At 68.6% G+C, this 26,164-nt stretch carries 23 protein-coding genes and 2 pseudogenes; 16 read left to right on the top strand and 9 right to left on the bottom strand.

The window, feature by feature from the left end; all coding sequences use genetic code 11:
• A pseudogene (locus KDH83_RS07715) lies at positions 1-179 on the top strand (succinyl-CoA--3-ketoacid-CoA transferase); the annotation flags it as partial.
• Between the two features lie 84 nt (positions 180-263).
• Here KDH83_RS07715 and KDH83_RS07720 read toward each other — a convergent pair.
• Positions 264-1,103, bottom strand: a complete 840-nt coding sequence (locus tag KDH83_RS07720; RefSeq protein ID WP_212314124.1) for a helix-turn-helix domain-containing protein — start codon at positions 1,101-1,103, stop codon at positions 264-266.
• A 179-nt stretch (positions 1,104-1,282) separates the two neighbouring features.
• Here KDH83_RS07720 and KDH83_RS07725 point away from each other — a divergent pair, with 179 nt between their 5' ends.
• From KDH83_RS07725 to KDH83_RS07745, 5 genes and pseudogenes are all read left to right on the top strand, one after another.
• Positions 1,283-1,696, top strand: a complete 414-nt coding sequence (locus tag KDH83_RS07725; RefSeq protein WP_212314125.1) for a cupin domain-containing protein — start codon at positions 1,283-1,285, stop codon at positions 1,694-1,696.
• A 189-nt stretch (positions 1,697-1,885) separates the two neighbouring features.
• Positions 1,886-2,293 carry a hypothetical protein gene (locus KDH83_RS07730; RefSeq protein WP_212314127.1) on the top strand — a complete coding sequence of 136 codons (408 nt, stop codon included), beginning with the start codon at positions 1,886-1,888 and terminating at the stop codon, positions 2,291-2,293.
• Between the two features lie 628 nt (positions 2,294-2,921).
• Positions 2,922-3,209 carry a co-chaperone GroES gene (groES, locus tag KDH83_RS07735; RefSeq protein WP_103276178.1) on the top strand — a complete coding sequence of 96 codons (288 nt, stop codon included), beginning with the start codon at positions 2,922-2,924 and terminating at the stop codon, positions 3,207-3,209.
• A 39-nt stretch (positions 3,210-3,248) separates the two neighbouring features.
• Positions 3,249-4,889, top strand: coding sequence for a chaperonin GroEL (gene groL, locus KDH83_RS07740; protein WP_103276179.1), 1,641 nt, complete (start codon positions 3,249-3,251; stop codon positions 4,887-4,889).
• Between the two features lie 266 nt (positions 4,890-5,155).
• Positions 5,156-6,019 (top strand): annotated as a pseudogene (locus tag KDH83_RS07745) (YihY/virulence factor BrkB family protein); the annotation flags it as partial.
• A 344-nt stretch (positions 6,020-6,363) separates the two neighbouring features.
• Here the strand turns inward: KDH83_RS07745 and KDH83_RS07750 are convergent.
• Positions 6,364-7,932 (bottom strand): mannitol dehydrogenase family protein, encoded by a 1,569-nt coding sequence (locus KDH83_RS07750; protein ID WP_212314129.1) that lies wholly within the window; start codon positions 7,930-7,932, stop codon positions 6,364-6,366.
• Positions 7,933-8,169: 237 nt separating this feature from the next.
• On the opposite strand from KDH83_RS07750, the gene KDH83_RS07755 reads away from it, so the two are divergent.
• The 3 genes from KDH83_RS07755 to pyrF all read left to right on the top strand — a co-directional run bounded on the left by KDH83_RS07755 (position 8,170) and on the right by pyrF (position 10,954).
• Entirely contained in the window at positions 8,170-8,568 is a 399-nt protein-coding gene (locus KDH83_RS07755; RefSeq protein WP_103276183.1) for a diacylglycerol kinase, read from the top strand.
• Positions 8,569-8,806: 238 nt separating this feature from the next.
• The gene (locus KDH83_RS07760) at positions 8,807-10,129 is read left to right on the top strand and encodes an NAD(P)/FAD-dependent oxidoreductase (RefSeq protein ID WP_212314130.1); all 1,323 of its coding nucleotides are present in this window, start codon (positions 8,807-8,809) and stop codon (positions 10,127-10,129) included.
• Positions 10,130-10,135: 6 nt separating this feature from the next.
• Positions 10,136-10,954: an orotidine-5'-phosphate decarboxylase gene (gene pyrF / locus KDH83_RS07765; RefSeq protein ID WP_212314132.1), complete on the top strand. Its 819-nt coding sequence runs from the start codon at positions 10,136-10,138 to the stop codon at positions 10,952-10,954.
• Positions 10,955-11,099: 145 nt separating this feature from the next.
• Here pyrF and KDH83_RS07770 read toward each other — a convergent pair whose 3' ends face one another.
• From KDH83_RS07770 to ribBA, 6 genes are all read right to left on the bottom strand, one after another.
• Positions 11,100-11,666, bottom strand: a complete 567-nt coding sequence (locus tag KDH83_RS07770; protein ID WP_212314134.1) for a CinA family protein — start codon at positions 11,664-11,666, stop codon at positions 11,100-11,102.
• Positions 11,663-12,169 (bottom strand): phosphatidylglycerophosphatase A, encoded by a 507-nt coding sequence (locus KDH83_RS07775; protein ID WP_212314196.1) that lies wholly within the window; start codon positions 12,167-12,169, stop codon positions 11,663-11,665. Before KDH83_RS07775 ends, KDH83_RS07770 begins: the two co-directional genes overlap by 4 nt.
• Before the next feature lie 61 nt (positions 12,170-12,230).
• Positions 12,231-13,196 (bottom strand): thiamine-phosphate kinase, encoded by a 966-nt coding sequence (thiL, locus tag KDH83_RS07780; protein ID WP_212314136.1) that lies wholly within the window; start codon positions 13,194-13,196, stop codon positions 12,231-12,233.
• A 132-nt stretch (positions 13,197-13,328) separates the two neighbouring features.
• Complete coding sequence (nusB, locus tag KDH83_RS07785) at positions 13,329-13,838, bottom strand: transcription antitermination factor NusB (RefSeq protein ID WP_103276187.1); 510 nt, start codon at positions 13,836-13,838, stop codon at positions 13,329-13,331.
• Positions 13,807-14,331, bottom strand: coding sequence for a 6,7-dimethyl-8-ribityllumazine synthase (gene ribH, locus KDH83_RS07790; protein ID WP_103276188.1), 525 nt, complete (start codon positions 14,329-14,331; stop codon positions 13,807-13,809). The genes nusB and ribH overlap by 32 nt, the downstream gene beginning before the upstream one ends.
• Positions 14,328-15,518 carry a bifunctional 3,4-dihydroxy-2-butanone-4-phosphate synthase/GTP cyclohydrolase II gene (gene ribBA / locus KDH83_RS07795; RefSeq protein ID WP_212314138.1) on the bottom strand — a complete coding sequence of 397 codons (1,191 nt, stop codon included), beginning with the start codon at positions 15,516-15,518 and terminating at the stop codon, positions 14,328-14,330. Before ribBA ends, ribH begins: the two co-directional genes overlap by 4 nt.
• A gap of 113 nt (positions 15,519-15,631) precedes the next feature.
• Between ribBA and KDH83_RS07800 the strand changes: the two genes are divergently transcribed.
• The 7 genes from KDH83_RS07800 (at position 15,632) to KDH83_RS07830 (ending at position 21,693) form a co-directional block, all read left to right on the top strand.
• Positions 15,632-16,429 (top strand): HAD-IIB family hydrolase, encoded by a 798-nt coding sequence (locus KDH83_RS07800; RefSeq protein WP_212314140.1) that lies wholly within the window; start codon positions 15,632-15,634, stop codon positions 16,427-16,429.
• Positions 16,430-16,449: 20 nt separating this feature from the next.
• Entirely contained in the window at positions 16,450-17,292 is an 843-nt protein-coding gene (locus KDH83_RS07805) for an IclR family transcriptional regulator (RefSeq protein WP_103271051.1), read from the top strand.
• Positions 17,293-17,452: 160 nt separating this feature from the next.
• A complete protein-coding gene (gene phnD / locus KDH83_RS07810; protein WP_212314150.1) occupies positions 17,453-18,451 on the top strand; it encodes a phosphate/phosphite/phosphonate ABC transporter substrate-binding protein in 999 nt (332 codons plus the stop codon).
• Between the two features lie 5 nt (positions 18,452-18,456).
• Entirely contained in the window at positions 18,457-19,227 is a 771-nt protein-coding gene (phnC, locus tag KDH83_RS07815; protein WP_212314151.1) for a phosphonate ABC transporter ATP-binding protein, read from the top strand.
• Entirely contained in the window at positions 19,224-20,141 is a 918-nt protein-coding gene (phnE, locus tag KDH83_RS07820) for a phosphonate ABC transporter, permease protein PhnE (protein ID WP_249204930.1), read from the top strand. The genes phnC and phnE (KDH83_RS07820) overlap by 4 nt, the downstream gene beginning before the upstream one ends.
• A complete protein-coding gene (gene phnE, locus KDH83_RS07825; RefSeq protein ID WP_212314153.1) occupies positions 20,138-20,959 on the top strand; it encodes a phosphonate ABC transporter, permease protein PhnE in 822 nt (273 codons plus the stop codon). The genes phnE (KDH83_RS07820) and phnE (KDH83_RS07825) overlap by 4 nt, the downstream gene beginning before the upstream one ends.
• Positions 20,960-21,141: 182 nt before the next feature.
• Positions 21,142-21,693, top strand: coding sequence for an SMI1/KNR4 family protein (locus tag KDH83_RS07830; RefSeq protein WP_212314155.1), 552 nt, complete (start codon positions 21,142-21,144; stop codon positions 21,691-21,693).
• Positions 21,694-21,757: 64 nt separating this feature from the next.
• On the opposite strand, the gene KDH83_RS07835 is transcribed toward KDH83_RS07830, so the two are convergent.
• Positions 21,758-25,984, bottom strand: coding sequence for an autotransporter domain-containing protein (locus tag KDH83_RS07835; protein ID WP_212314163.1), 4,227 nt, complete (start codon positions 25,982-25,984; stop codon positions 21,758-21,760).
• Between the last annotated feature and the right edge of the window lie 180 nt (positions 25,985-26,164).

The raw sequence follows: 26,164 nt of genomic DNA on the forward strand, positions 1-26,164 counted from the left end.
TGCCGGCGTGCAACCTGCCGCTGACCGGCGTGGGCGTGGTCAACCTGATCATCACCGACCTGGGCGTGATGGAAGTCACCGAGGGCGGCCTGAAGCTGCTGGAAGTGGCGCCGGGCGTGACGGTCGACGAGATCCAGTCCAAGACGCTGGCCAAGCTGGATGTGTCGGCGGTGAAGTAGGCGCCGTCTTTGCTTGGTAGGAGAAAGCCCGCGCGAGCGGGCTTTTTTCTTTGTTGGGCCAAGCCGCGGCCCATGAAGCGGCGCCTAGAGCGCGAGCCGGTTTCCCCATGCCGTCGGACTCTCCCCCGAGAACCGGGTGAAATCCCGGATCAGGTGCGCCTGGTCGGCATAACCGCACTGGCCCGCGAGCTCGGCCCAGCCGCAGGTCCGGCGCCGCGCATGCGCCAGGGCGTGGTTGAAGCGCATCATCTGCGCGATCGTCTTCGGCGACAGGCCGATCTCGTCATGGAACCGGGCCGCCAGATGCTTGCGGCTCCAGCCCAGCTGGCTCGCGATGGCCTCGATTCTTTCCATGCCGTGCGACTGCCGCAGTCGCTCGTAAGCCCAGGTGGCGGGCGAGCCTGTCCTGGCCATGGCCAACAGGCGGCTCGCGAGAAACGCCTCAACGATGTCAAAGCGCCGCTCCCAATCCGCCTCGTCGCCCAAACGCTCGCGCAATGCCGCGACCGTGTTCCCGAGCAGATCCTCAGCCCTGGCCATGCCTCCCGCGATCTCGGACATCGGCAGATCGAAGAACCGGCGCGCGCCGGACGGCGTGAAGCTCACGCTGATGCATGCGCTCCCGCCCCCCGATTCGATCAGGGCGGGGCCGGCCACCAGGCCGGCGACGAAACTGCCGTCCATGACGGCGGGCTGCGAGGCCTCGCCGATCCTGATCGCGAACGGCGCGCCGAAGCTGATGATCCAGGGGATTTCCAGGCGCGCGGGCTGCAGCTGCCGGACGCGCTCGACCACGTTTTCCTGATAGCCGGAAATATCGACCACGTCATGCCGCAGCACGGCGTGCGGCGCCCTGCGCCACAGGGTGACGCCTTGCATGCTTGGCGGCAGCGGGCCCGCCGACGTCTCGATCCAGTCCCGCATGGCTATGGCCGGCAGGCGCCCGGGATGCCCGGGCGGGACGATGACCATCGGTACAGGCGATTTCCAGCCATGGGGCGCTCCTTCCTAGGCCGCGCGTCACGCGGCCAGGTAACTTTTCTTCAAGACGCGACCGGCCTTGCCGTCCAGGATGTCATTCCCGACCACTTCAGGAATGCGGCATGGACCAGAAACCCTTGCGTATCTTCAACGTCAATCAAATCCTCGGCGGCCTGCCGCTGGCCGATCTCAGCCGTGGCGTGGAGCAGGAGGACGACGCCGACGCCTTTCCGATGCAGGCGGCCTTCGGCAGCGGCGGCCTGTTCATCGGCGGCTTCGTCGGACTGGCGCCCTGGGAAAACCATCCCGATACCGATGAACTCCTTTATGCCGTCGAGGGCGAGGTCGAGATCACGATCCTGACGGATACGGGATCGCAGACGGAAGTGCTGCGGCAGGGCTGCGTCTGTATCGTACCCAAAGGGCTATGGCATCGCCAGCTGGCCCACGCCCCGGTCAGGCTGATGACGATTTCGGGGCCCAGCCTGTCGTCGGAGGCCGATGACCCGCGCCAGGCGACAGCCGCGCCTCGCTGATGCTCCGGTCAAAAATGGCCTGCGGCTGGCGGCGCGCTCCGCCAGCCCGTCCGGCACCAGCGCGCCCGCTCCGACACTGACCTTGGCGCGTTCGTCATGCGGGGACAAGGCATACACGATTGGTAAGCCGCGGAGGCTGGAAAGGCGTTAACCTGCCAGCCAAAATTCCAGCAACGCCCCAGGAAATCCATGACTGGACTGCACATCGCTTTGACGACAGGCGCGGCGGCCGCTCTCGGCTGCCTCGGCGCCGTCATCTGGTGGGCGGACCGACGTATGAAGTCGGACTCTGTACGGGTGGACGGGCAATTTGTCTACGTGGGCAGTACCAGGAAGGCGAAGAAGCTTGCCTGGGCGGACATCGTCGAGATATCCATCGTGCCACTCTACGACGTCGCTCCCGCTGATGACTGCTGGTTGCTACAAGGAAAAACCGCGGAGCATATAGGCTTCTTTGGCCGAGACAACGGAGCTGCCGCCGTACTCGCCCATCTGCAATCTGTTTTGCCGGGATTTGATGTTGCGAAATCACTCAAGCGCGCGCATGCCGAATCAATTTTCGAAGAAGAAGTCCTGGTATGGCGCGCGAACGGATGATCATTTCAGGTCGGCTGCGGAAACTCTCTGAGCGTGGCTTGCGCCTGGCCCTACGCCAAAAAGCGACCCGGCGCCGCAAAGCTTGGGCAGCGCAATATCGGTTCCTGCGTTTGAGTCCGTCATTGAAGGGCATGGTCGAAACGGACTCCAAGCGCTAGACGCCACTGCGGGAAGGTCAACAAGCCTCCCCTGCCACCTGCTTATTACGCCCCACAGCCAAGCCCGACCCGATGAGGTCCGGTTTTTTATTTCCCAGCCATCCACCTGCTGCGCAGTTGTGCCCCTGCACTAAACCATATTGTTGTCAGACCCCGACGCGGCGCATCGTGGCGTAGTTTTCCCCGCTGACGCGGCTCTGCTTGCCACCCCCTTGTTCTGTGAAGTCCAAAGCGGGCGGGAAGAATTCCAAACGCCGTGGAATTCGACTGCATCGGTCCCAAGCCGAGTACAGCTTGCTGGCAAGAAAATTAGGGTCACATTACTACCCTCAAATATGTAACAGCCACCCTCCCCCCCTTGAAGCCCCAAACTTCATCCCTATAATTAGCACTCGACACCGGTGAGTGCTAACAACGCTCCCGGGGCACCCCGAACCATTTCAAATCTCTTCTAGAAACAGGAGTTCCTCATGGCCCTGCGTCCCCTGCACGATCGCGTGATCGTCAAACGCCTGGACAACGAGCGCAAGACCGCCTCGGGCATCGTCATCCCGGACAGCGCCGCTGAAAAGCCGGACCAAGGCGAAGTCGTCGCCGTTGGCCCGGGCAAGAAGACCGAAGACGGCAAGATCCTGCCGGTCGACCTGAAGGCTGGCGACAAGGTGCTGTTCGGCAAGTACGCCGGCCAGTCGGTGAAGGTTGATGGCGAAGAGCTGCTCGTCATCCGCGAGGACGAAATCCTCGCCGTGATCCAGTAAATCCCCGCCTAAACGAATTTTCGAAGGAAGCTGATAAAAATGGCTGCCAAGCAAGTACTGTTCGGTGACGACGCCCGCGTGCGCATCGTCCGTGGCGTGAATGTTCTCGCCAACGCCGTCAAGACCACCCTGGGCCCCAAGGGTCGCAACGTCGTGCTGGAGCGCTCGTTCGGCGCCCCGACCGTGACCAAGGACGGCGTGTCCGTCGCCAAGGAAATCGAACTGAAGGACAAGTTCGAGAACATCGGCGCCCAGCTGGTCAAGGACGTCGCCTCGAAGACCTCCGACAACGCCGGTGACGGCACCACCACCGCCACCGTGCTGGCCCAGGCCATCGTTCAGGAAGGCCTGAAGTACGTTGCCGCCGGTTTCAACCCGATCGACCTGAAGCGCGGCATCGACAAGGCCGTCGCCGCCGCCGTCGCCGAACTGAAGAAGCAATCCAAGCCGGTCACGACCAGCAAGGAAATCGCCCAGGTCGGCTCGATCTCGGCCAACAGCGACACCTCCATCGGCCAGATCATCGCTGACGCGATGGACAAGGTCGGCAAGGAAGGCGTCATCACCGTCGAAGACGGCAAGTCGCTGGAAAACGAGCTGGACGTCGTCGAAGGCATGCAATTCGACCGCGGCTACCTGTCGCCCTACTTCATCAACAACCCGGACAAGCAAGTTGCCGCCCTGGACGACCCGTTCGTCCTGATCTTCGACAAGAAGATCAGCAACATCCGCGACCTGCTGCCCGTGCTGGAACAAGTCGCCAAGTCGAGCCGTCCGCTGCTGATCATCGCCGAAGACGTCGAAGGCGAAGCGCTGGCCACCCTGGTGGTGAACAACATCCGTGGCATCCTGAAGACCACCGCCGTCAAGGCGCCGGGCTTCGGCGACCGCCGCAAGGCCATGCTGGAAGACATCGCCATCCTGACGGGCGGCACGGTGATCTCCGAAGAAACCGGCATGTCGCTGGAAAAGGCCGGCCTGGCTGAACTGGGCCAAGCCAAGCGCATCGAAGTGGGCAAGGAAAACACGACCATCATCGACGGCGCTGGCGACAGCAAGTCGATCGAAGCTCGCGTCAAGCAGATCCGCGTCCAGATCGAAGAAGCCACGTCCGACTACGACCGTGAAAAGCTGCAAGAGCGCGTGGCCAAGCTGGCCGGCGGCGTTGCCGTGATTCGCGTCGGTGCCGCCACCGAAGTCGAAATGAAGGAAAAGAAGGCTCGCGTCGAAGACGCGCTGCACGCCACCCGTGCCGCCGTTGAAGAAGGCGTCGTGGCCGGCGGCGGCGTCGCCCTGCTGCGCGCCAAGCAAGCCATCACCGACCTGAAGGGCGACACGCCCGACCAGAACGCCGGCATCAAGCTGATCCTGCGCGCCGTCGAAGAGCCGCTGCGCACGATCGTCGCCAACGCCGGTGAAGAAGCCAGCGTCGTCGTCAACAACGTGCTGAACGGCAAGGGCAACTACGGCTACAACGCCGCGACCGGCGAGTACACCGACCTGGTCGAGCAAGGCGTGCTGGATCCCACCAAGGTGACCCGCACCGCCCTGCAAAACGCCGCCTCCGTCGCCAGCCTGCTGCTGACCGCCGAAGCCGCCGTGGTCGAACTGGCCGAAGACAAGCCCGCAGCCCCGGCCATGCCGGGTGGCATGGGCGGCATGGGCGGCATGGACTTCTAAGTCCCGCTGTCACTGCCTTGCCCGCCCCGGGGACGCCCGGGGCAAGCAAATCCTGAGAACCCCCGGGTCCTTCGCCCCCGGGGGTTTTCTTTTGCGCGCGCGGATCGCAGCGCGCCGCGCACCGTCCGCCCGCCGCTTCCGCCGCCCGGGCCGGACCTGACCGATGCGCCCGCCACGGCGCCGCTGGAACGTTTGCGCACAAACGGAAGGTTTCGTCGCGCTGCATCCGTCCCTACAATGAAGGCTTCCCAGCCCGAGCCCGTCCCATGCGCCTGCCTCCCAGCCTGCGACTCCTGCGCCCCTCCGAGATCGGTGGATTGCTGATGGATTCCATCAACCAGTGGTCCGACCGCCGCGCGTCCAGCAAGGGCGCGGCGCTGGCGCTGTACATGGTGTTCTCGCTCGCCCCCATGCTGATCCTGGTGATCGCGGTGGCGGGCGCGTTCTTCGGCGAGGACGCGGTGCGCTCGGAGCTGTTCACGCAGCTGCGCGACCTGACCGGCGAGCGCGGCGCCGAGGTCATCCAGACCGTGCTGGCGAGCGCGCACGAATCGGGCGGCGGCTGGATCGCCGCGCTGATCTCGATCTTCGTGCTGATCTTCAGCGCCACCACCGCCTTCGCCGAGCTGAAGGCCAGCCTGGACGAGCTGTGGGACGTGTCCGCCAAGCAGAAGGGATTGCAGGGCATGGTGCGCAGCCGCATGCTGTCGTTCGGCCTGGTGCTGGTGCTGGCGCTGTTCCTGCTGATCTCGCTGACGGTGAACGCGGGGCTGGCGGCGGCGCGCAAATACTATGGCGATCTGTGGACGGCCTCGTCCTTCGCGGTGGTGGCCGAGTCGATCTCCAACCTGTTTTCCTTCTCGGTGGTGGTCGCGCTGTTCGCGGTCATCTTCAAGCTGCTGCCCAGCGCGCGCATCACCTGGCGCGACGTGATTCCCGGCGCCATCGTGACGGCCGCCCTGTTCCTGGTGGGCAAATGGGGCATCGGCGTCTACCTGAGCCGGGGCGCGGCCGTGTCGGCCTATGGCGCGGCGGGCTCGCTGATCGCGTTGCTGCTGTGGATCTATTACTCGGCGCAGATCTTCTTCTTCGGCGCGGTGTTCACGCGCCAGTTCGCGCTGCGCTTCGGCAAGGCGTCCAAACCATCGCCCGGCTCTGGAGCAAATGCGGATACGGCGATCCCTCCGGCCCCTCCATCCCCGCAGGACACGTCTGAAACGGGCCAGGCGCCGCAGCAACAGGCGGCGGAGCCGGATTCCGTCCAGCCCGGGCAAGCGCCGCGCGCCTGAGCGCCGCCTGCACGGCAGCGCGGGCACATGCCGGCATCGGCCCGGAAGCCTGACCCTCGTTCATACCGACATCGGCCCAGGAGCCTGGTCCTCGTTCATACCGGCATCGCCTTGAACGTCTGGCCCTCGATGCATGCTCGCATCGGCCCATGCCTCTTGCTCCTGCGCCGGCATGCGCCGCCGCATCACTGCGCGGCCGGCTCGGCCTCCAGCGCCCGCGCCAGGGCGGCTTCGCGCTCCAGTTCCGCCAGGGCTGCCCTGACGCCCTGCTCCCGCAGCCGCTCCAGCTGCACCGCCAGCGCCTGCACGAAGGCCTGCTTCCTGCCCAGATCGCCGAACACCGGCTTGAAGCCGGCCAGCACCACGGCGCGGCGCTGCGCCGCCTGCGCGGGCGCCGCGGCGGTCGCGGCCACGTCGGCGCGGGACAGCAGCCGGGCCAGCGCGTCGGCCAGCGGATCCTGCACCGCGTAGGCGTCGCCGCGCTCGTCGTGGCCGCGCAGATAGTGCAGCCAGGCCGCCACGGCCAGCACCAGCCGGGCGCAGTCGTCGCCGCGCCGCAGGCGGTCGCGGATCGCGCCCAGCAGCCGCTGCGGCACCTTCTGCGAGCCGTCCATGGCGATCTGCTGCAGGCTTTGCGACAAGGCGGGATTGGACACGCGCGCCATGAAGCGGCGGCGGTATTCCTCCAGGCCCGATTCCGGAATACCGCGCAGGGTGGGCGCGATTTCCAGCTGCATCAGGTCTTCCGCGTAGCGGCGCAACGCCGGATCCTGCGCGGCCTCGCTGGCGGTGCGCATGCCCAGCATGGCACCCAGGTAGGCCAATCCCGAATGTGGCGCGTTGACCATGCGCAGCTTGAGCCGTTCGTAGGGCGCGGCGTTGCGCACGAAGGTGGCGCCGCCGGGCAGGTCCCAGGCCGGGCGGCCGGCCGCGAACCGGTCCTCGATGATCCAGTTCAGATAGGGTTCGCCGACCACCGGCCAGGCATCCTCGAACCCCAGCCGGGCGGAGATGCGCGCGCGGTCCTCGTCCAACGTGCCGGGCACGATGCGGTCGACCATGGAATTGGGAAACGTGCAGTTCTTGTCGATCCAGGCGGCCAGCGTCGCGTCCAGCCGCAAGGCGAAGGCCAGCACCAGGTTGCGCAGCGTGTCGCCATTGGCGTGCAGGTTGTCGCAGGACAGCAGCGTCAGCGGCGGCAGGCTGCGCTCGCGGCGCAGCGCCAGGCCATAGGTCAGGATGCCGATGGCGCTGCGCGGGCGCTCCGGATGCTCCAGGTCGTGCAGGATGTCCGGGTCGTCCCAGCGCAGGTAGCCGGTGGACGGCTCGTGGCTGTAGCCCTTCTCGGTGATGGTCAGGCTGACGATGCGCGTCTGCGGGTAGGCGATGCGTTCGAGCACCGCGTTGGGGTCTTCCTCGGCCACCATGATGCGCAGCACCGATCCCACCATCCGCAGCTGTTCCTTGGGCTGGCCATCGTCGCCGGCGTCGCGCAGCGCCAGCGTATACAGCCCGTCCTGCGGCGTCAGCGCGTCGCGCGTGGCCGGGCTGCGCAGCGACACGCCCAGGATGCCCCAGCTCAGGTCGCCGCTGGCGGCCATGGCCAGGTCGGTCACCACGGCCTGATGCGCGCGGTGAAACGCGCCCAGCCCCAGATGCACGATGCCGGGCGTGACCCGGCTGCGGTCGTAGCCAGGAAGCTCCACATCCTTGGGCAGCTGCGACAGGGATTCTGAGTTCAAACGTTCAAGCATGGATTGCCAGGGTCTTGAAGCGCCGGCAGGCGGCCGCCGGCTGACCGGCGGACGGGCGCGTTGGTGGGAAGAGTGAGATGGTAGGGCGGCGGGCGTCTCGTCGATGAGCGACATCACGGCCCGGCGCGTGGCGAGGGTATAGCACGTCCCGATGATCGCTGTAAGCATGGGAAACACCGCCACGCGGGCAACCCATATCTGTTAAAAAGCCGCCACACTCGGCTTTCCTGCTCATCCATGTCACAGAATCCGCATCCCTCGCCCTATAAAAGCACCGGCGGCCTGCGCCGCATCCTCAACGCATTGCGCTATTCGCTGCAGGGCCTGCAGGCCGCGATCAAGTACGAGGCCGCCTTCCGCCAGGAACTGGCGCTGGCCGTGCTGCTCATCCCGGCCGCGTTCTTCCTGGGCCGCACCACGGTCGAGGTCTTCTTCCTGATCGGCACCGTGATCCTGGTGCTGGCGGTGGAGCTGGTCAACTCCGCCATCGAGGCGCTGGCCGACGCGCTGTCGGTCGAGACGCATCCGCTGCTGGGCAGGGCCAAGGACCTGGGCAGCGCGGCGGTGATGCTGCTGCTGCTGTTCACCGTCGCCGTGTGGGTGGGCGTCGCCGTGAGCCGCTTCGTCATGCACTGAGAGATGAGCCCACCCCCGAGGCGCTAAGCGCCTCCCCCTCAAGGGGGCGCCGCTGCGGACCGGCAAAGCCGGCTCCGCGCGGCCCCGCGGGCTGCGGGCGCTGTGCGGGTCGCGGCAATACTGGCCTGGTTGCGGGCGCAGTGGGTTGCGGTGGTTGCGCCTTGGCCGCCTGGCAATTGGTGGCGCCAGTATTCAGGCGGCACTGTCTATACTGGCGGTTCGTGATCTGCTGGGAGCCATGATGCCTACCTCGACGTCCGCCTCATCCTCGGAACGCATCGTCATCGTCGGCGGCGGCGCCGGCGGCCTGGAACTGGCGGCCAAGCTGGGCCGCGTCCATGGCCGCGAACGCGTCACGCTGGTCGACAGCCGGCCCTTCCATATCTGGAAACCCTCGCTGCACGAAGCCGCGGCCGGCACGCTGGACATCCACCAGGAAGGCCTGTCGTACCTGATGCTGGCGCACATGAACGGCTTTTCCTTCGCGCAGGGCCGGCTGGTCTCGGTGGACAGGGAGCGCAGGCTCATCACCGTGGACGCGGTGGCCGACCCGCAGGGACAGGAAGTACTGCCGCGCCGCGAGCTGGGCTACGACACGCTGGTGCTGGCGCTGGGCAGCACCTCCAACTTCTTCAACACGCCGGGCGCGGCCGAGCACGCGGTCACGCTGGACTCGACCGAGAACGCCGAACAGTTCCGCCTGACCATGCTCAAGGCCATGGTGCTGGTGGACCAGGCCAAGGTGCGCGATCCATCCGCGCGGCTGGACCTGGTGATCGTGGGTGGCGGCGCCACCGGCGTGGAGCTGGCGGTCGAGCTGGTCGAGGCCAGCCACGTGGTCAGCGCCTACGGCCTGCCGAATTTCCGCGCGGAGCGCGACCTGGCGATCACGCTGGTCGAGGGCGCGCCGCGCATCCTGTCCGCCTTGCCCGAGAAGATCTCGCAGGCCGCGACCGCGCGCCTGACCGAGCTGGGCATCCGCGTGGAAACGTCCTGCCGCGTCGCGGAAGTGGGCGCCGATGCCGTGCTGACCGCCGACGGCCGCCAGTTTCCCGCGCGGCTGTGCATGTGGGCGGCCGGCATCCAGGGTCCGGCCCTGCTGGCCGACCTGGGCCTGCCGCTGAACAAGCTGGGCCAGCTCGAAGTCAACGAACGGCTGGAAACCAGCGATCCGCACGTGCTGGCGCTGGGCGACTGCTGCGCCGTGCCCTGGCGCGACGGGCGCAGCGTGCCGGCCCGCGCCCAGGCCGCGCATCAACAGGCCGACTACCTGGTCAAGAAGCTCGCCGCCCGCCTGCGCGGCACGCCCGAGCCCGTGGAGCCCTATGTCTACCATGACCACGGTTCGCTGGTATCGCTGGGCCAGGACGCCGGCGTGGGCAGCCTGATGGGCAAGCTGGCCGGACGGGGGCTGTTCGTAAGCGGTACACTGGCACGCCTGATGTACATGAGCCTGCACCTGATGCACCACAAGGCGGTGCTGGGCTTTTCGCGCACGGCTTCCCTGGCCCTGGCGCGCCTGCTCATGCGCCGCACCCGCCCGCGGGTCAAACTGCACTGAATCCCCATGAATTTCCTGCAAAAACTCGAACACGCCTGGACGTCCCGGCAATCGCTCCTGCAAGTCGGGCTGGATCCCGATCCGCAGCGCTTCCCGCGCGAACTGCAGGACAAGCCGGACGCGATCTTCCAGTTCTGCCGCGAGATCGTCGACGCCACCGCGCCCTACGCCTGCAGCTTCAAGCCGCAGATCGCCTACTTCGCCGCCCACCGCGCCGAGGAACAGCTCGAAGCGCTGTGCGCCCATATCCGCGACAAGCATCCCGACCTGCCTATCGTGCTGGACGCCAAGCGCGGCGACATCGGCTCCACCGCCGAGAACTACGCGCGCGAAGCCTATGAGCGCTACCAGGCGCACGCGCTGACCGTCAGCCCCTACATGGGCCTGGACTCGGTCGAGCCCTACCTGGCCTGGCGCGACCGCGGCGTGATCGTGCTGTGCCGCACGTCCAACCCCGGCGGCTCGGACCTGCAATTCCTGAAGATGGAAGACGGCCAGCCGCTGTACCTGCACGTGGCGGGCCTGGTGGCCGACAAGTGGAACGCCAACGGCCAGTGCGGCCTGGTGGTGGGCGCGACCTACCCGAACGAGCTGGCCGCGGTGCGCCAGCGCATCGGTGACGCGGTGCCGCTGCTGGTGCCCGGCATCGGCGCCCAGGGCGGCGACATCACCGCCACCGTGAACGCCGGCGCCAACAGCGCGCGCAGCGGCATGATGATCAACTCCTCGCGCGCCATCATCTACGCCAGCGGCGGCGACGACTGGCGCGCGGCGGCCGGCGCGGCCGCCAAGGGCCTGCGCGACGCGATCAACGCGGTGCGCTGAAACGACGCGCCCCACGGACGGCGCCCGCCGACGCGGACTGGCTGCCGACAAGGGGGCCTTGTTGTGACGGCAAAAGAAAACGGGGCTGCCCATGGCAGCCCCGTTTCACATCCAGGCCGGACGCATCGCGCCCGGCGCTGCGGCATCAACGCCGGTTGACCGGCGCCCCCACGAATTCCAGCAGTCCCCGCAGCGCGTATTCCACCGCGCCCTGGCGCACCTGCGCCCGGTCGCCGGGAAACACATGGGTGACCGCGCGGCTGCTGATACCGTCGCCGTTGCGCATGGCGAAGCCGAAGCAGACCATGCCCACCGGCTTGCCCGGCGTGGCGCCGCCCGGTCCGGCGATGCCGGTGGTCGACACCGCCACATGCGCGGCAGGCGCCGCCAACAGCACGCCGGTGGCCATTTCCAGCGCCACCGGTTCGCTGACTGCGCCGAAATGATTGAGCGCGTCGGGCGACACGTCCAGCTCGTCGACCTTGGCCTGGTTGCTGTACGTGACGAAGCCGCGCTCGAACCATTCGCTGGATCCGGCCACGGCCGTGAACGCGCCGGCCAGCAGACCGCCGGTGCAGGACTCGGCCGAGCCCAGCATCCAGCCATGGCGCCGCAGCGCGTCGCCCAGCAGTTCCGACAGGCCCAGGATGGTGGCCTGCGCCAGCGGCGCAGCAGGCTGGCCGGACGAAGTGGCGTGAGATTGCGAGTTCATGCGAAGACTCCTGTGCGCACCGCCAGCGCCATGATCAGCAGGGCATAGCCCGCCGCGACGATATCGTCCCACATGACGCCAAATCCGCCTTTCAGGCGGGCATCGAAGAACTTGATGGGCGGCGGCTTGACGATGTCGAACGCGCGGAACAGCACGAACGCCACGGCCTGCGGCAGCCAGCCCGCCGGCGTGAGCCACAGCACCAGCCAGAACGCCACCATCTCGTCCCAGACCATTCCGACGTGATCCGGCTGCTGGAGTTCCCGGCCCACGCGATCGCAGGCCCAGCAGCCATACAAAAAAGCCAGCGCCAGGAACACGCCGATCATCAGATCGGTCGCGGCCGGCGCGGCGGCCACCCAGATGATCCAGGCCAGCAAGGTGCCCCAGGTGCCCGAGGCCGGGCGGATCAGGCCGCTGCCCAGCCCGAAGGCGATCAGCCGCCCCGGATCGCGGCAGACCCAGGCCAGCGTGGGATAGGCTGCCCGCCTGCGCTCGCGCATGGTGGGGGAATGGGAGTCGTTGGCAGGCATGGTGTCGGCCGATATCCAGTGGGGTGGCGGCTCAGGCCGCCGGGAAGTGATCGTAGCCTCGCGGCAGCGCGTCCATGGGCCGGCCCCGCGCATCCAGCACCGTGAGCCCCGGCTGCGCCGTGGCGCGGCCGATGCGCGTGACGCGCGCGCCGGCGGCCAGGGCGGCGCGCGACACCTCGTCGCGGCGCGCGGCCGGCGCGGTGAAGCAGAGCTGGTAGACGTCGCCACCGCCCAAAATGGCGCGCAGGCGCTGGTCCTCGGGCATGCCGTCCAGCGCCGCGGCCACGGGCAGGCTGGCGTAGTCCAGCGCCGCACCCACCCGGCTGGCGGCCAGGATGTGGCCCAGGTCCTGCAGCAGGCCGTCGGAGATGTCGATGGCGGACCGCGCCACGCCGCGCAGCGCCAGGCCCAGTGCCACCTGCGGCTCGGGCCATTCCAGCGCGCGCCGGGTGGCGGCCAGCCGCTGCGGGTCGGCCGGATACTGGCCATCGAGCAGGCGGTAGGCCACGTCGGCCGCGCCCAGTTCGCCGGACACCCAGATATCGTCGTCGGCGCGCGCCCCGTCGCGGCGCAGCGCCAGTTCCGCCGGCACGGCGCCGAACACGGTCACGCTGATGGCGAGGTCATGCGCGCTGCGGGTGGTGTCGCCGCCGATCAGCGGGCAGCCATGGACGGCCGCCAGCGCATGGAAACCGTCGGCGAAGGCCGCCAGCCAGGGTTCGTCCAGCCGGGGCAGCGCCAGGCCCAGCACGCAGCCGATCGGGCGCGCGCCCATGGCGGCCAGGTCGGACAGGTTCACGGCCAGCGATTTATGCCCCAGCGAACGGGGATCGACGTCGGGAAAGAAATGCCGCCCTTCCAGCAGCAGGTCGGTGCTGGTGGCGATCTGCTCGCCAGCGGGCGCGGGAAACAGCGCGCAGTCGTCGCCCACGCCCAGCAGGCCGGCGGGCGCCGACCGCGTGAAATAGCGCGCGATCAAATCGAATTCGGACGCCACGGCGACTCCGCTGTCCGGCCCTTGCGGACCGGCGTTGACTCCAATGCTGCCGCCACCGCGCGGTCCGGCCCTGCCGGCACGCGGGCGCGCCTCCCGCGAGGGGGAGGCGCGCGGCGCTGCGGGGAGGCCCCCTCAGCGCCGCTGCTGCGCAGCCGCCTGGACCTCGTGCGCGCGCACGTCGGCCGCCAGCTTGTCGAGCACGCCGTTGACGAACTTGAAGCCGTCGGTGCCGCCGAAGGACTTGGCCAGCTCCACCGCTTCATTGATGGCGACCTTGTACGGCACTTCGACGTGATGGATCAGTTCGAAGCTGCCGATCAGCAGGATGCCGTGTTCGACGGGCGACAGCTCGGCCAGCGGGCGGTCGATGTAGGGCGTGAAACGCTCGCGCAGCGTGGGCGCCTCGCGCAGCACGCCATGCAGCAAGGTCTTGAACCATTGCGCGTCGGCCTCGGAGAAATCCTCGGTGTCGCGCAGATGGGCGTCGATCTCGCCGGCGTCCTGCGTGCCCTCGCCGCCGCGCAGCAGCCAGGCGTACACGCCCTGCAGCGCGAATTCGCGGGCGCGGCGGCGGGCGCTGCGGGCGTTGGCGCGCGCTTGCGCCGCGCTATCAGCGCTGGTCGTCGTCTTCTTCGTCGTCAAAATCTTCGTCCTCGTCGTCTTCGTCTTCTTCCTCGGGTTCCAGCGCCGCGACCAGGTTGGCCATTTCGACGGCCACCTGGGCGCAGTCGCGGCCCTTGCCGGCGGCGCGCGCCTGCGCCTGCTCGTCGGTGTCGACGGTCAGCACGCCGTTGGCGATGGGGATGCCGGTCTCGAGGGAGATGCGGGTGATTGCCGTGGCCATTTCATTGCTGACCACTTCAAAGTGATAGGTTTCGCCTCGGATGACCGCGCCCAGCGCGATCAGGGCATCGAATTCGAACGTTTCGGCCATGTGCGACAGGGCCACGCCCAGTTCCAGCGCGCCAGGCACGGTGGCGACCATCACGTCGCGCTCGTCCACGCCCAGCTCGGCCAGTTCCTTCAGGCAGGCTTCCAGCTCGGCCTGACCGATTTCCTCGTTGAACCGGGCGCGCACGATGCCGATGTGCAGCCCTTCGCCGTTCAGGTCGGGGGTGAGAATGTAAGGGTTCATGTGTCGGCCTTCTGTGTGTTGCGGGAAGATTCGGGAGGGTCGCAATCGTAACCCGTAATGGTGAGCGAGAAGCCCGCCATGCTGGGCATCTTGCGCGGCTTGGCCAGCAGCTTCATCTGGCCCACGTTCAGGTCGCGCAGGATCTGGGCGCCGATGCCGTAGGTGCGCAGGCCGTGGCGGTCGGCGCTGGCCGGCTCGGCCGGGGCCTTGGCGCCGTCCCAGCCGGCGATCTGGCCGAACAGGTGCTCGGCCGAGGACTGGCAGTTCATCAGCACCAGCACGCCGGCCGGCGAGGCGGTGATCGCCGCCAGCGCGTTGGGCACGCTCCAGCTGTGCGGGCTGGCGCCGGTGTCCAGCACGTCCAGCACCGAGGCCGGCTCGTGCACGCGCACCAGGGTTTCAGCGTCGGGGTGGATCGTGCCGTGCACCAGGGCCAGGTGGGCCGAGCCGGTGGCGGCGTCCTGGTAGGCCACCGCGTCGAACTCGCCCCAGGCGGTCTGCATGCGGCGCCGGCCCAGGCGCTTGACGATGGATTCATGCTCGCTGCGGTACTGGATCAGGTCGGCGATGGTGCCGATCTTGAGCTGGTGCTGGCGGGCGAACTGCACCAGGTCGGGCAGGCGCGCCATGGTGCCGTCGGGCTTGAGGATCTCGCAGATCACGGCGGCGGGCGTCAGGCCGGCCATGGCGGTCAGGTCGCAGCCGGCCTCGGTGTGGCCAGCGCGCACCAGCACGCCGCCGGGCACCGCGCGCACCGGGAAGATGTGGCCGGGCTGCACCAGGTCGGACGGCTTGGCGTCGCGCGCCACCGCCACCTGGATGGTGCGGGCGCGGTCGGCGGCCGAGATGCCGGTCTCGACGCCCTCGGCGGCCTCGATCGACTGGGTGAAATTGGTGCCGTATCGCGTGCCGTTGCGGGCGGCCATCAGCGGCAGGTCCAGCTGGCGGCAGCGCTCTTCGGTCAGCGTCAGGCAGACCAGGCCACGGCCGTGCGTGACCATGAAATTGATGGCTTCGGGCGTGACGAACTCGGCGGCCATGACCAGGTCGCCTTCGTTCTCGCGGTCTTCCTCGTCGACCAGGATGACGATGCGGCCGGCGCGCAGCTCGGCGATGATCTCGGAGACCGAGGCGATGCCGTAGGATTCCGGCTCGGAACCGGGCAGGGAGGACAACTGGACGGACATGGGTTGGACGCAAACCAGGCGGGAAAGTCCGGATTTTACCGCCCCTGGCGGCCGGGGGGCTGCGGTTAAACTCCCGGCCGAAGCTTCCCCCCGGAAAACCAAGGAAAAACGCCATGCAAGCCCTTGCGGCCATGCCTTCCGCCGTCGCGGCCGCCGTCCGCGTCGTGCTGACGGACATCGACGACACGCTGACCACCGACGGCCGCCTGCCGGCCGACGCCTACGCCGCGCTGGAACGCCTGGAACAGGCCGGCATCCAGGTGGTGCCCATCACCGGCCGCCCGGCCGGCTGGTGCGACCACATCGCCCGCATGTGGCCGGTACGCGCCGTGGTCGGCGAGAACGGGGCCTTCTACTACGCCTACGACCGCCAGGCCCGCCGCATGACCGCGCATTACTGGACCGACGCCGCCGCCCGCCAGGCCAGCCGCGCCCGGCTGGACGCCATCCGCGACCGCGTGCTGGCCGAGGTGCCCGGCACCGCGGTGGCCAGCGACCAGGACTACCGCAAGGCCGACCTGGCCATCGATTTCTGCGAGGACGTGCCGCCCCTGCCCGAAGCCGACGTGGGCCGCATCGTGGCGATCTTCGAGGCCGCCGGCGCGCAGGCCAAGGTCAGCTCGATCCACGTCAACGGCTGGTTCGGCGACTACGACAAGCTGACCATGACCCAGACCCTGTTCCAGCGCGAGTTCGGCGCCGACGTGGCGACCCTGCTGGACAGCACGCTGTTCATCGGCGACTCGCCCAACGACGAGCCCATGTTCGCCTACTTCCCGATCTCGGTCGGCGTGGCCAACATCCAGTCGCAGCTGCACCGCCTGCAACGCCGGCCGGCCTATGTGGCCGCCGGCCACGGCGGCGCGGGCTTCGTCGAGATGGCGGACCGGCTGCTGGCCGCCCGCGCCTGACCCCTACCCTGGAAACCGCCGTGGCGACCACACCGAAAACCACCCCGCAATCCGCGCCCAAGGCCGCTCCCGCCGCGGCCAACGATGGCCGCCGCAGCATCCAGTCCATCGAGGTCGGCGTGCCGCTGCTGGCCGCGCTGGTGGATGCCGGCAAGCCGCTGACGCTGCGCGACCTGGCCGCCGGCGCCGGCATGACCTCGGCCAAGGCCCACCCCTATCTGGTCAGCTTCATCCGCGTGGGCCTGGTGCAGCAGGACGGCGCCACCGGCCAGTACGAGCTGGGACCATTCGCCTTGCAGATGGGGCTGGTCAGCCTGCAGCGGCTGGACCCGGTGCGCATCGCCATGCCCGAGATCGCCAAGCTGCAATCCGAGATCGGCCACACGCTGGGCATCGCCGTGCTGGGCTCGCACGGCCCGACCATGATCCACATGACCGAGGCCAGCTATCCGGTGCACGTGAACATGCGCAAGGGCACGGTGATGTCCATGCTGCACACCGCCACCGGGCTGGTGTTCGCCGCCTGGCTGCCGCCCAAGGTCAGCGAGCACTACATCGCCCGCGAGGAAGGCGACACCGCCGTCATCGCCAGCCTGACGCCGCCGCGCAAGGCCTCGCGCGCCAACGTCGAGGCGCAGCTGGCCGACATCCGCGTGCACGGCATGGCGCGCGCGCTGGGCAATCCGCTGCCCGGCGTGGACGCGCTGTCGGTGCCGGTGTTCGACAGCACCGGCAACATCGCGCTGGCGCTGACCAGCCTGGGCCCGACCGGGCTGTTCGACGTGGCCTGGGACGGCAGCATCGCCCGGCCGCTGCTGGCCTGCGCGCAGGAGATCTCGCGCAAGCTGGGCTATCGCGGCTGACCTGCCGGCCACGAGCAAAAGCGAACACGAACCGAACAAAGCGAACAAAAGCCGAAAAGAAAGGCAGGGACTTTCCCAAGTGTGAGCCCTCCTCTTCCATGTTTGAATTCAGATTGAATTCAGTGACAAGTCACATAGACATAGAAAGAGGAGACACACGATGCACGCCTTGCGCCTGCTGCAAACGGCCGCGCTGGCCGCGTTCGCCCTGGGCGCGTCCACCGCGCAAGCCGCCGACGCCTGCCCCAATCGCGGCGACCTGGACCAGATGTACTGCGACGCCAACAAGGACCTGGTGGCCGACACGCCCACCGATCCGGCCAAGCTGAAGACCCCGTCCACCCTGGTGTTCACCTACACGCCGGTGGAAGATCCGGCGGTCTATGAAGACATCTTCAAGCCCTTCACCAAGCACCTGTCGGAATGCACCGGCAAGCGCGTGGTGTTCTACCAGGTGCAGAGCAACGCCGCCGAGATCGAGGCCATGCGCTCGGGCCGCCTGCACGTGGGCGGCTTCTCCACCGGCCCGACCGCCTTCGCGGTCAACATCGCCGGCGCCGTGCCCTTCGCGGTCAAGGGCTATGCCGACGGCTTCCAGGGCTACAACCTGATCGTCATCGTCAAGAAGGACAGCCCGTACCAGAAGCTGACCGACCTGAAGGGCAAGAAGCTGGCGCACACCGCGCCCTCGTCCAACTCCGGCCACATGGCGCCGGTGGCCTTGTTCCCGAAGGAAGGGCTGACGCCTGACAAGGACTACAAGGTGATCTTCTCGGGCAAGCACGACCAGTCGGTCATGGGCGTGAACTCCGGCGACTACGACGCCGCCGCCGTGGCCTCGGACGTGTTCAAGCGCATGGTCGAGCGCGGCCAGGTCAAGGAAGCCGATTTCCGCGTGATCTACCGCAGCGAGAAATTCCCCACCTCGTCCTTCGCCTACGCGCATGACCTGGAGCCGAAGTTCCGCGACCAGATGCTCAAGTGCTTCTACGACTACCGCTTCCCGGCGGAGATGTCCAAGGCCTTCGACGGCGCCGACCGCTTCTATCCGGTGACCTACCAGAAGGACTGGGCCATCGTGCGCCAGGTCGCCGAATCCGGCGGCGAGAGCTTCAACCGCGCCGCCTACGACCGCGAAACCGCCAAGAGCAAGAAGTAAGCCGCATGAGCACGTCGCTACGCATTTCCGGCCTGGTGAAGGAATACCGGGCCGGCCGCCCGGTGCTCAACGGCATCGACCTGGAGGTGGCGGGCCAGGGCCTGACCGCCATCATCGGCCCCTCGGGCACCGGCAAGAGCACGCTCCTGCGCTGCATCAACCGGCTGATCGAGCCGACCCGGGGCGAGATCACGCTGCGTTCGGGGCAGGACTCGGTGGACCTGGCGCGCGTGCGTGGCGCGGCCCTGCGCCGCGCGCGCCGCCGCATCGGCATGGTGTTCCAGGAATACAACCTGGTCGAGCGCCTGACGGTCATGGAGAACCTGCTGACCGGCCGGCTCGGCTACACCTCGGCCTTCAAGGCCTGGACCCGCCGCTTCGAGTCCGAGGACATCGAGCACGCCTACCGGCTGCTGGACACCGTGGGCCTGGCGGGCTTCGCCGACCAGCGCGCCGACGCGCTGTCGGGCGGCCAGCGCCAGCGCGTGGGCATCGCCCGCGCGCTGATGCAGCGCCCGCAGCTGCTGCTGGCCGACGAGCCGACCTCGTCGCTGGATCCCAAGACCTCGGTCGAGATCATGGAGCTGCTGGCGGCGCAGGGCGACGCCAGCGGCATCCCCGTCATCGTCAACATCCACGACGTGGAGCTGGCCCGACGCTACGCCACGCGCATCGTCGGCATGTCCGGCGGCAGCGTGGTCTACGACGGCGACGGACAGGGCCTGGACGCCGCCATGCTCAAGACCATCTACGGAGGCGAGTCTTGGCTGGAATGATTCCGCAGCGGGGCGCCCGCCCCTTCGCCCTGTCCGGCCGCGTCAAGGCCGGCGCGGTCCTGCTGCTGCTCTACACGCTGTACGCGAGCGCGCAGCTGGACTTCAGCTGGAACCGCTTCGAGACCGGGCTGGGCCACGCGTCCACCTTCCTGGCGCGCATGTTCCCGCCCAATTTCGAGAAGCCCGCCACGCTGTGGAAGGGCATCGCCGAAAGCCTGGAGATCGCCGTGCTGGCCTCGGTGCTGGGCATCGCCTGCGCGCTGCCGGTGGGCCTGCTGGGCGCGCGCAACCTGATGCCGGCCTGGGTCTCGTGGCCGGCGCGCGCGCTGGTGGCGCTGTGCCGCGCGCTGCATCCGGTGATCGTCGCCATCCTGTTCGTCAAGGCCGTGGGCTTCGGCGCGCTGGCCGGCATCCTGGCGCTGACGGTGGCCTCGATCGGCTTCATCGGCAAGCTGTTCACCGAGGCCATCGAGGAGATCTCGCTCAAGCAGGTCGAGGCGGTGCGCGCCACCGGCGCGTCCTTCGGCAACGTGCTCATCTTCGGCGTGCTGCCGCAGGTGTTCGCTCGCTTCATCGGCTTCGCCACCTATCAGTTCGATTCCAACCTGCGCAACTCCACCATGGTGGGCATCGTCGGCGCGGGCGGGGTCGGCGGCACGCTGTTCTCGGCCTTCCAGCGCTTTGACTACGACTTCGTCAGCGCCATCCTGCTGACCCTGATCGCCATCATCATGCTGGGCGAGATCCTGGCCGGCTTCGTGCGCGCGGTGTTCCTGGACAACCTGGGCTTCGACCGCATCCTGCAAGGGCGCTTCGCCGGCGCGCGCGGCCTGGGTTCGGGCCCGACGTCGAATACGGGATTGAACACGCGCGGCGCAACCGCCGTGACACGCAAGGCGGAGGCGGACGAATGAACGCGCACGCCACCCTGCACAACGCCGGCGCGCCGCGCGAATGGCACCGCTACAGCCTGGGCCAGCGGCTGCTGCGCTTCGCGCTCTACCTGCTGCTGGCGCTCGCCATCGGCCAGGCCATGCGCGGCGTCGAGATCATTCCGGAATTCCTGTACGACGCGCCCGAGCAGATGGCCGACCTGTTCCAGCGCATGTGGCCGGTGGACTGGGCCTACTACCCGGGCGGCGTGCACGCCGCGCTGGTAGAGACCCTGCACATCGCCACGCTGGGCACCATCCTGTCGGTGATCCTGGCGGTGCCGGTCGGGCTGCTGGCGGCGAACAACCTCACGCCCAGCCGGACCATCAACATGCTGGCGCGGCTGATCCTGGTGTCCAGCCGCTCGGTCAACTCGCTGGTCTGGGCGCTGCTGTTCATCGCCATCTTCGGCCCCGGCGCGCTGGCGGGCACGCTGGCCATCGCCTTCCGTTCGATCGGCTTCGTCGGCAAGCTGGTGGGCGAAGCGGTCGAAGAGGCGCAACGCGGCCCGATCGAGGCCGTGACCGCCACCGGCGCCAGCAAGTCCGCCGTGATCTGGTACGCCTACTGGCCCCAGATCCGCCCGGCGTTCTGGTCCATCGTGCTGCTGCGCTGGGACATCAACGTGCGCGAATCCGCCGTGCTCGGCCTGGTCGGCGCCGGCGGCATCGGCATGGCGCTGGACACCGCACTGAACCTGTTCCAGTGGGACCGCGTGGCCCTGGTGCTGGCCTCCATCTTCGCGGTCGTGGTGCTGGCCGAGATCCTGATCACGCAGGCGCGCAAACGCATCCTCTGACGCCGCCCGCCCCCGAGTTCCTTTGCGCCGCCCGGCAACGGGCGGTTTTTTTTGCCTGGGCCCGCCACGAGGCAGGAAGGTCCTCGCGGGAACCGCAAGCGCGCGCATCGCAAGATGCGGGATTCCCGCGCGGGACCGGGCGCTATCATCTGCCCTCCCTCCCCTTGCATGGCAGGCCCTACATGGAATTTCCCGCTTTTGTGTCGGCGCTCAAGGCGTTCTACCAGGACAACGACCAGCCGCTGCGGCTCAAGCCCAAGACCAGCAAGGCCGACATCGCAGCCGCCGAACAGGAACTGGGCTTCGAGATCGACCCGGCCTTGAAGGCGGCCTGGCTGGCGGCCAACGGCGGACCGTCGTGGAAGCCCGTGTTCGCGCGCCAGGGCTATCTGACGGGCTACGATTTCCTGCCGTTGCAGGACGCGCTCAAGCAGTGGCGCGGCCTGCGCACCCGCGCGCCGCGCTATGCCGGCTACAGGCAGCCCACGCCGCGCGACCCGCAGATCCAGGACGGCTGGTTTCAGCAAGGCTGGCTGCCCTTCGCCGGGTTTTCCGCGCCGACCCTGATGCTGATGCTGGACCACACGCCCACGGCGCAAGGCAGGCCGGGGCAGATCATCGCCTTCACCCACGATCCGGATTCCATCGACTACGTGTGCGTGGACTTCCCCACCCTGCTGGCGCAGACGCTGGAGCAGATCGAGGAAGATCCCGAGGATTTCCTGGAAGGCTGAATCCGTGCGACAGCCTTCGTGCACGGACGGCTCGCGCCGCCTGGACGGCGCGAGCCTGCCGCGCCTAGAAACGAACGGTCAGGTTCGCGCGCACGCCATGGTCCCGCGCCGCCCCCGATAGCAGGCCCTGATAGGCCAGGCCGACGCTGGTCTTGCGAGTGGCCTGCAGATCCAGGCCGGCCTCGATCACCGCGCTGTTCCTGGCGAGCGCCACGCCCGCCACCGTGAAGGATTCGCCCGCGGAGAACGCTTGCGTGGCCTGCGGCTTCACATCGCCCGTGGCGTGACGCCAGCCCAGCGATCCCCGCAGCGCGGCCTGCGCGCCGCCCAGTTCGAAGCGCGACGTGGCCCGCGCGCCCAGGGTCGAGAAGATCGTCTCGCTCGTCTGGCCTGCCGCATGCAGCGCGGCCGCGCCGCCGCTCTCGCGATAGCCGCCTGTGCGCAGATTGACGTAGGCCAGGTTGACGAAAGGTTCCAGCGCGACGGCGGACAGGTCGATGCGATAGCTCAGGTCCGCGTAGGCCTGGGCGCTGCGGCCGTCGTAGCCGGCCTTGAGACGGTCGGAGAAACCGGGCATGGCGACCGAGCGGCGGGTGGCGATGTCGTGCCAGCTGTAGGCCACGCCGCCGCGCAGGCCCAGCGCGCCCCATTGGCCACCGCCGTAGGCGCCCAGATGGTAGTTATCGCTGCGGCCCGACGAGGCGCGGTCGTTCACATCGAAATCGCTGCGGCTGTAGCCGGCCATCACGCCGACCCGCCAGGTCTTGGCGAGCGGCGCGTCCAGCCCCATCAGGAAGCCGCCGCTGGAACGCTTGAGCCCGGCCGCGTTGCCATCACCGTCGGTCCGGCTCCAGGCGCCCAGGCCCTGGATCCAGCTGGCCGGCCCATACGCGCCTTCCTGCGCGCCGGTTGCCAGCGTCCCCGCATCATTCCCGGCGGCGGCCAGCAGGGGCGTGGAACGCGCGCCGTCGGCGGCCACGCGCAGACGGTCGCTCATGGCATCGCGCAGATAGCGGCTGTCCTGCAACAGCATGGTCTTGGCCGAGGCGTGCAGTTCGCCGGACAACTGATCGAAACCCGCATGCAGCAGCGCCGGATCGTCAGGCAGGCGCACCACGGCGTCGTACAGCCGATTGCCGCTGCCCATGCCGATGCTGTCGATGGCGGCGGCCGCGGCGCGCTGGTTGCGCGTCGCCCCCGTCCACGCCATGCGCGTATCGTTGCGCGCCAGGCTCAGCGATACGCGGCCGGCGCCGTAATCGTAGGCCAGGCTCGGCGTCAGGAAGGCGAAGTCGGAGGACACGGCGTCGAAACGGCCGGACAGCGTGCCGCCCACTTCCATGATGGTGTAGCGGGCATTCAGCGCATAGTCGCCCTGGGCGCCGACATGCGCCACCGCGCCGCCATTGAGCGTGGCATTGCCGGTGACGCGGACCAGGTCCGCGCCAACGCCGGCAGGATCGGTTTCGACCACGAGGCGCGCCCCGCCCTGCATGACCAGATCGCCGTCGATGGTCAGCGTGCCGATGGAGTTGCCCGGCGACAGGACGCCGCCGGCGCCGACCGTTACGCGCGAGCCCGCGCCCGCGCCTATCGTCCCGTTGCCGCCCAGCATGCCGCCGGCGCCCACGTCGAGCGAGCCGCCCAGCCTGCCGTTGATCGCCAGGCGGCCGTCGTTGACGACGATGCGCCCGGCGTAGCCCGCGCTGTCGCCATTCAGGTTCAAGGCGCCGGCGCCGGCCTTGATCAGGTCGCCATTGCCGGACAGCGCGCCGGCCAGGCCCAGCGTCGTGCCCGCGGCCACATCGAAGCCGCCGGATTGCGTGATCGACACGGCGCGCGCCGTGTCGAAGGACGCGGTGGTCGCCAGCATGCCGCCGTTGAACGCCAGCCCGCCGGCGGCATGGCCCAGGTTGGCGTCGCGCTCGACCTGCAAGGTGCCGCCCGTGATCGTCGTGCCGCCGCTGTAGGTGTTGGCGCCGCTCAGCACCAGCGTCCCGGCGCCGGCCTTGGTCAGCGTGGCGCCATTCCAGCCGGTCGCGGCATTGGCGGCCTGGTCGGCCAGCGCCGAGCCGACCGTGAAGCGATCCGTGGCGTTGGTAAGCGTGAACGTGCCATGCCCCAGGCCGTTGCCGGCGGTCCAGCTCAGGCCGTAGCGGGCCAGGTACTGGAGCTTGTCCGCCGACTTGCGCGTGTTGACGCTCAGGTAATCCACGGCGCCGGCAAAGCCGCCGGTGCTGATCCTGGCGAAGTCGCCGTTGATGCCGCCGGTTGTGTCGATCAGCACGACCTCGGCCGGGCTGGCGCTGTTGATGCCGCCCAGCCGGAAGATCACGTCGGCGCCGAGCGTCACCGTGCTTGCGCGCAACGGCGCGCCGTTGGCGCCGACGGTGAGGTCGAGAATGGTGTGGTCGGCCATGCCGATATCGCCCGAGGTCCCCAGCGTCGCCGGTCCCTGCACCGCCAGCGTGCTGCCCGCGCCCGCCACCTTCAGGTCGCCGGCCAGCCTGCTGCCCGCGCCGGAGGCGCCATCGCCATACTGCAGCGTTCCGCCCGTCACTTGTGCCGAACCGCCCAGTTGTCCCAGCACCACCAATTTGCCGCCCGACACCGTGGTCTTGCCCAGGAAGGCGCCATTGGCGCCCGTCAGGAACGTGGTGCCGGCGATCTGGTTCAGGCTGTGCACGCCGCTGCCCGTGCTCAGCAGCCGTGTCGCGAACCGGTAGGCGGTATCGGTATGGTTGAAGTTCAGCGTGGCAATGCCCGCGCCGAACTGGACCGCGCCGGCGTTGAGCGTGCCCGCGCCCGTGGCCGGCTGCCCCGGCGCCGCGCCGATATTGAGGGTGCCGCGGGTGGGAACGATCAGGAACCGGTCCAGCGCCAGCGACACGATCCCCGTGCCGAACGCGCCGACGTTGACGGCGCCCCCTTGCCCGATCGTCAGGGTGCCCGTGCCCGTTCCCACGCCAAATCCCAGGATCATCGCGCCGCTGTTGTTCCAGGTGGAGCCGGCGCCGCGCACCACGACGTCGCCGTTGCCGTTCATGCTGCCCACATAGCTGTCGCGGTTCGAGACGGTGCCGCCCGATTCGATATTCAGGCTGCCCTGGCCGTATACATCGCCCACCCTGAGCTCGCCGGCATTGGCCCAGGTCGAACCGCGTCCCGACACCAGGAAATTGCCGGTACCGTTCTGATTGCGCCCGACGACGCCATCGACGCTGGCGACATACCCGCCCGCCAAGACCGACACGGCGCCCCTGCCGCCCTCCGAGCCGACCAGCAGCGCCGCGCGATTGTTCCAGAGCGCCCCCACATCCGAAACCGAGACGGTCGCCGCGCCGTTCTGCTGCGCATCGACCGTGGCGAACTGGTTCGAGACCGTGCCTTGATAGTAGATGCTCAGGTCGCCAAGCCCGCTGCCGCCAACGAACAGGTTGCCGGTCAGGGCCCAGGTCGCGCCGGCGTTGTACACGTTGACCCGGGCCGAGGCGTTGGACGCCGCGCCGGCATCGATCCGGCCCTGCGCGGTGCCCAGCATGTTGGCGATCTGCAGGGATCCGCCCGTGACGGTGGTATCGCCGTCGAACCGGGAACTGTTGCCCAGCAATAGCGTGACGCCGGCGTAATGATTGAGCTGGTGCTGACCCGCCTGGCCGCTGCTCAGGGCGGACGCGAAGAACTGGGAGCCCGTCGTATTGAAGTTCAGCATGCCGCGGCCCGCGCCAAAGCGCACCTCCGATGCATCCAGGATGCCGGCGGCATCGGCGGCCGCGCCGCCGGGCGCGCTACCGATGTTGATGACGCCGACCGCATCGCGATTGCTGGCCAGCTCGACACCCCCCTGGCCATTGGCGCCCACAGAGACCGTGCCTTGATTGGCGAGCGTCAGCGTGCCGCTGCCATTGGCGCCGACGACCAGGCGGCCGTTTACCCCCCAGGACGCGCCCAGGCCCGAGACCGTCGCCGCGCCCTCGCCGCTCGGCGTCGCCCCCAGCCAGCCGTTGGCGCTGCGCACCATCGTCGTCGGCGACTCGATCAGCAGCGAACCGAACGCGGCATTGCCGACGACCATGTCATTGGAGTCGTTCCAGTTCACCGAGGGTGTCACGTCGCCGGACGCCACCGTACCGGCCAGCGCCTGCGCGGCGGGTGCGGCGCAGGCCGCCGCCAATACGGCCGCCAGCGCCACGCTCCGCGACCGGCTCTTGCCCCGCCCCCGGGCGTGCTCGCTGGCAACCTGCCATTGGCCGGTGCCTCGGTTCAGGACGATGCGATACGCGCGGTTCATGGGGCCTCTCTTTTCTCTTGTCATGGCCCGTCGCCGGCGATGCCGGGGCGGGCGCGAATGGATATCGAGGCCTCGCAGGAAGCGTCCGGCCCGCCAATTACAATTAGAAAAGTTCGACCCGCCCTTGCCTATCACTGAAACTGGGTAATTGCGCGGACGCAATCAAAGCCGAAAATGTCC

Source organism: Achromobacter sp. Marseille-Q0513 (assembly GCF_018195695.1).
GTDB lineage: Bacteria > Pseudomonadota > Gammaproteobacteria > Burkholderiales > Burkholderiaceae_B > Achromobacter.

Excerpts from the sequence above, each read along its gene's own strand:
- KDH83_RS07720 (WP_212314124.1), bottom strand. The coding sequence starts at position 1,103 with ATGCGGGACTGGATCGAGACGTCGGCGGGCCCGCTGCCGCCAAGCATG.
- KDH83_RS07725 (WP_212314125.1), top strand. The coding sequence starts at position 1,283 with ATGGACCAGAAACCCTTGCGTATCTTCAACGTCAATCAAATCCTCGGC.
- KDH83_RS07730 (WP_212314127.1), top strand. The coding sequence starts at position 1,886 with ATGACTGGACTGCACATCGCTTTGACGACAGGCGCGGCGGCCGCTCTC.
- groES (WP_103276178.1), top strand. The coding sequence starts at position 2,922 with ATGGCCCTGCGTCCCCTGCACGATCGCGTGATCGTCAAACGCCTGGAC.
- groL (WP_103276179.1), top strand. The coding sequence starts at position 3,249 with ATGGCTGCCAAGCAAGTACTGTTCGGTGACGACGCCCGCGTGCGCATC.
- KDH83_RS07750 (WP_212314129.1), bottom strand. The coding sequence starts at position 7,932 with ATGCTTGAACGTTTGAACTCAGAATCCCTGTCGCAGCTGCCCAAGGAT.
- KDH83_RS07755 (WP_103276183.1), top strand. The coding sequence starts at position 8,170 with ATGTCACAGAATCCGCATCCCTCGCCCTATAAAAGCACCGGCGGCCTG.
- KDH83_RS07760 (WP_212314130.1), top strand. The coding sequence starts at position 8,807 with ATGATGCCTACCTCGACGTCCGCCTCATCCTCGGAACGCATCGTCATC.
- pyrF (WP_212314132.1), top strand. The coding sequence starts at position 10,136 with ATGAATTTCCTGCAAAAACTCGAACACGCCTGGACGTCCCGGCAATCG.
- KDH83_RS07770 (WP_212314134.1), bottom strand. The coding sequence starts at position 11,666 with ATGAACTCGCAATCTCACGCCACTTCGTCCGGCCAGCCTGCTGCGCCG.
- KDH83_RS07775 (WP_212314196.1), bottom strand. The coding sequence starts at position 12,169 with ATGCGCGAGCGCAGGCGGGCAGCCTATCCCACGCTGGCCTGGGTCTGC.
- ribH (WP_103276188.1), bottom strand. The coding sequence starts at position 14,331 with ATGAACCCTTACATTCTCACCCCCGACCTGAACGGCGAAGGGCTGCAC.
- ribBA (WP_212314138.1), bottom strand. The coding sequence starts at position 15,518 with ATGTCCGTCCAGTTGTCCTCCCTGCCCGGTTCCGAGCCGGAATCCTAC.
- KDH83_RS07800 (WP_212314140.1), top strand. The coding sequence starts at position 15,632 with ATGCAAGCCCTTGCGGCCATGCCTTCCGCCGTCGCGGCCGCCGTCCGC.
- phnD (WP_212314150.1), top strand. The coding sequence starts at position 17,453 with ATGCACGCCTTGCGCCTGCTGCAAACGGCCGCGCTGGCCGCGTTCGCC.
- phnC (WP_212314151.1), top strand. The coding sequence starts at position 18,457 with ATGAGCACGTCGCTACGCATTTCCGGCCTGGTGAAGGAATACCGGGCC.
- phnE (WP_249204930.1), top strand. The coding sequence starts at position 19,224 with ATGATTCCGCAGCGGGGCGCCCGCCCCTTCGCCCTGTCCGGCCGCGTC.
- phnE (WP_212314153.1), top strand. The coding sequence starts at position 20,138 with ATGAACGCGCACGCCACCCTGCACAACGCCGGCGCGCCGCGCGAATGG.
- KDH83_RS07830 (WP_212314155.1), top strand. The coding sequence starts at position 21,142 with ATGGAATTTCCCGCTTTTGTGTCGGCGCTCAAGGCGTTCTACCAGGAC.
- KDH83_RS07835 (WP_212314163.1), bottom strand. The coding sequence starts at position 25,984 with ATGAACCGCGCGTATCGCATCGTCCTGAACCGAGGCACCGGCCAATGG.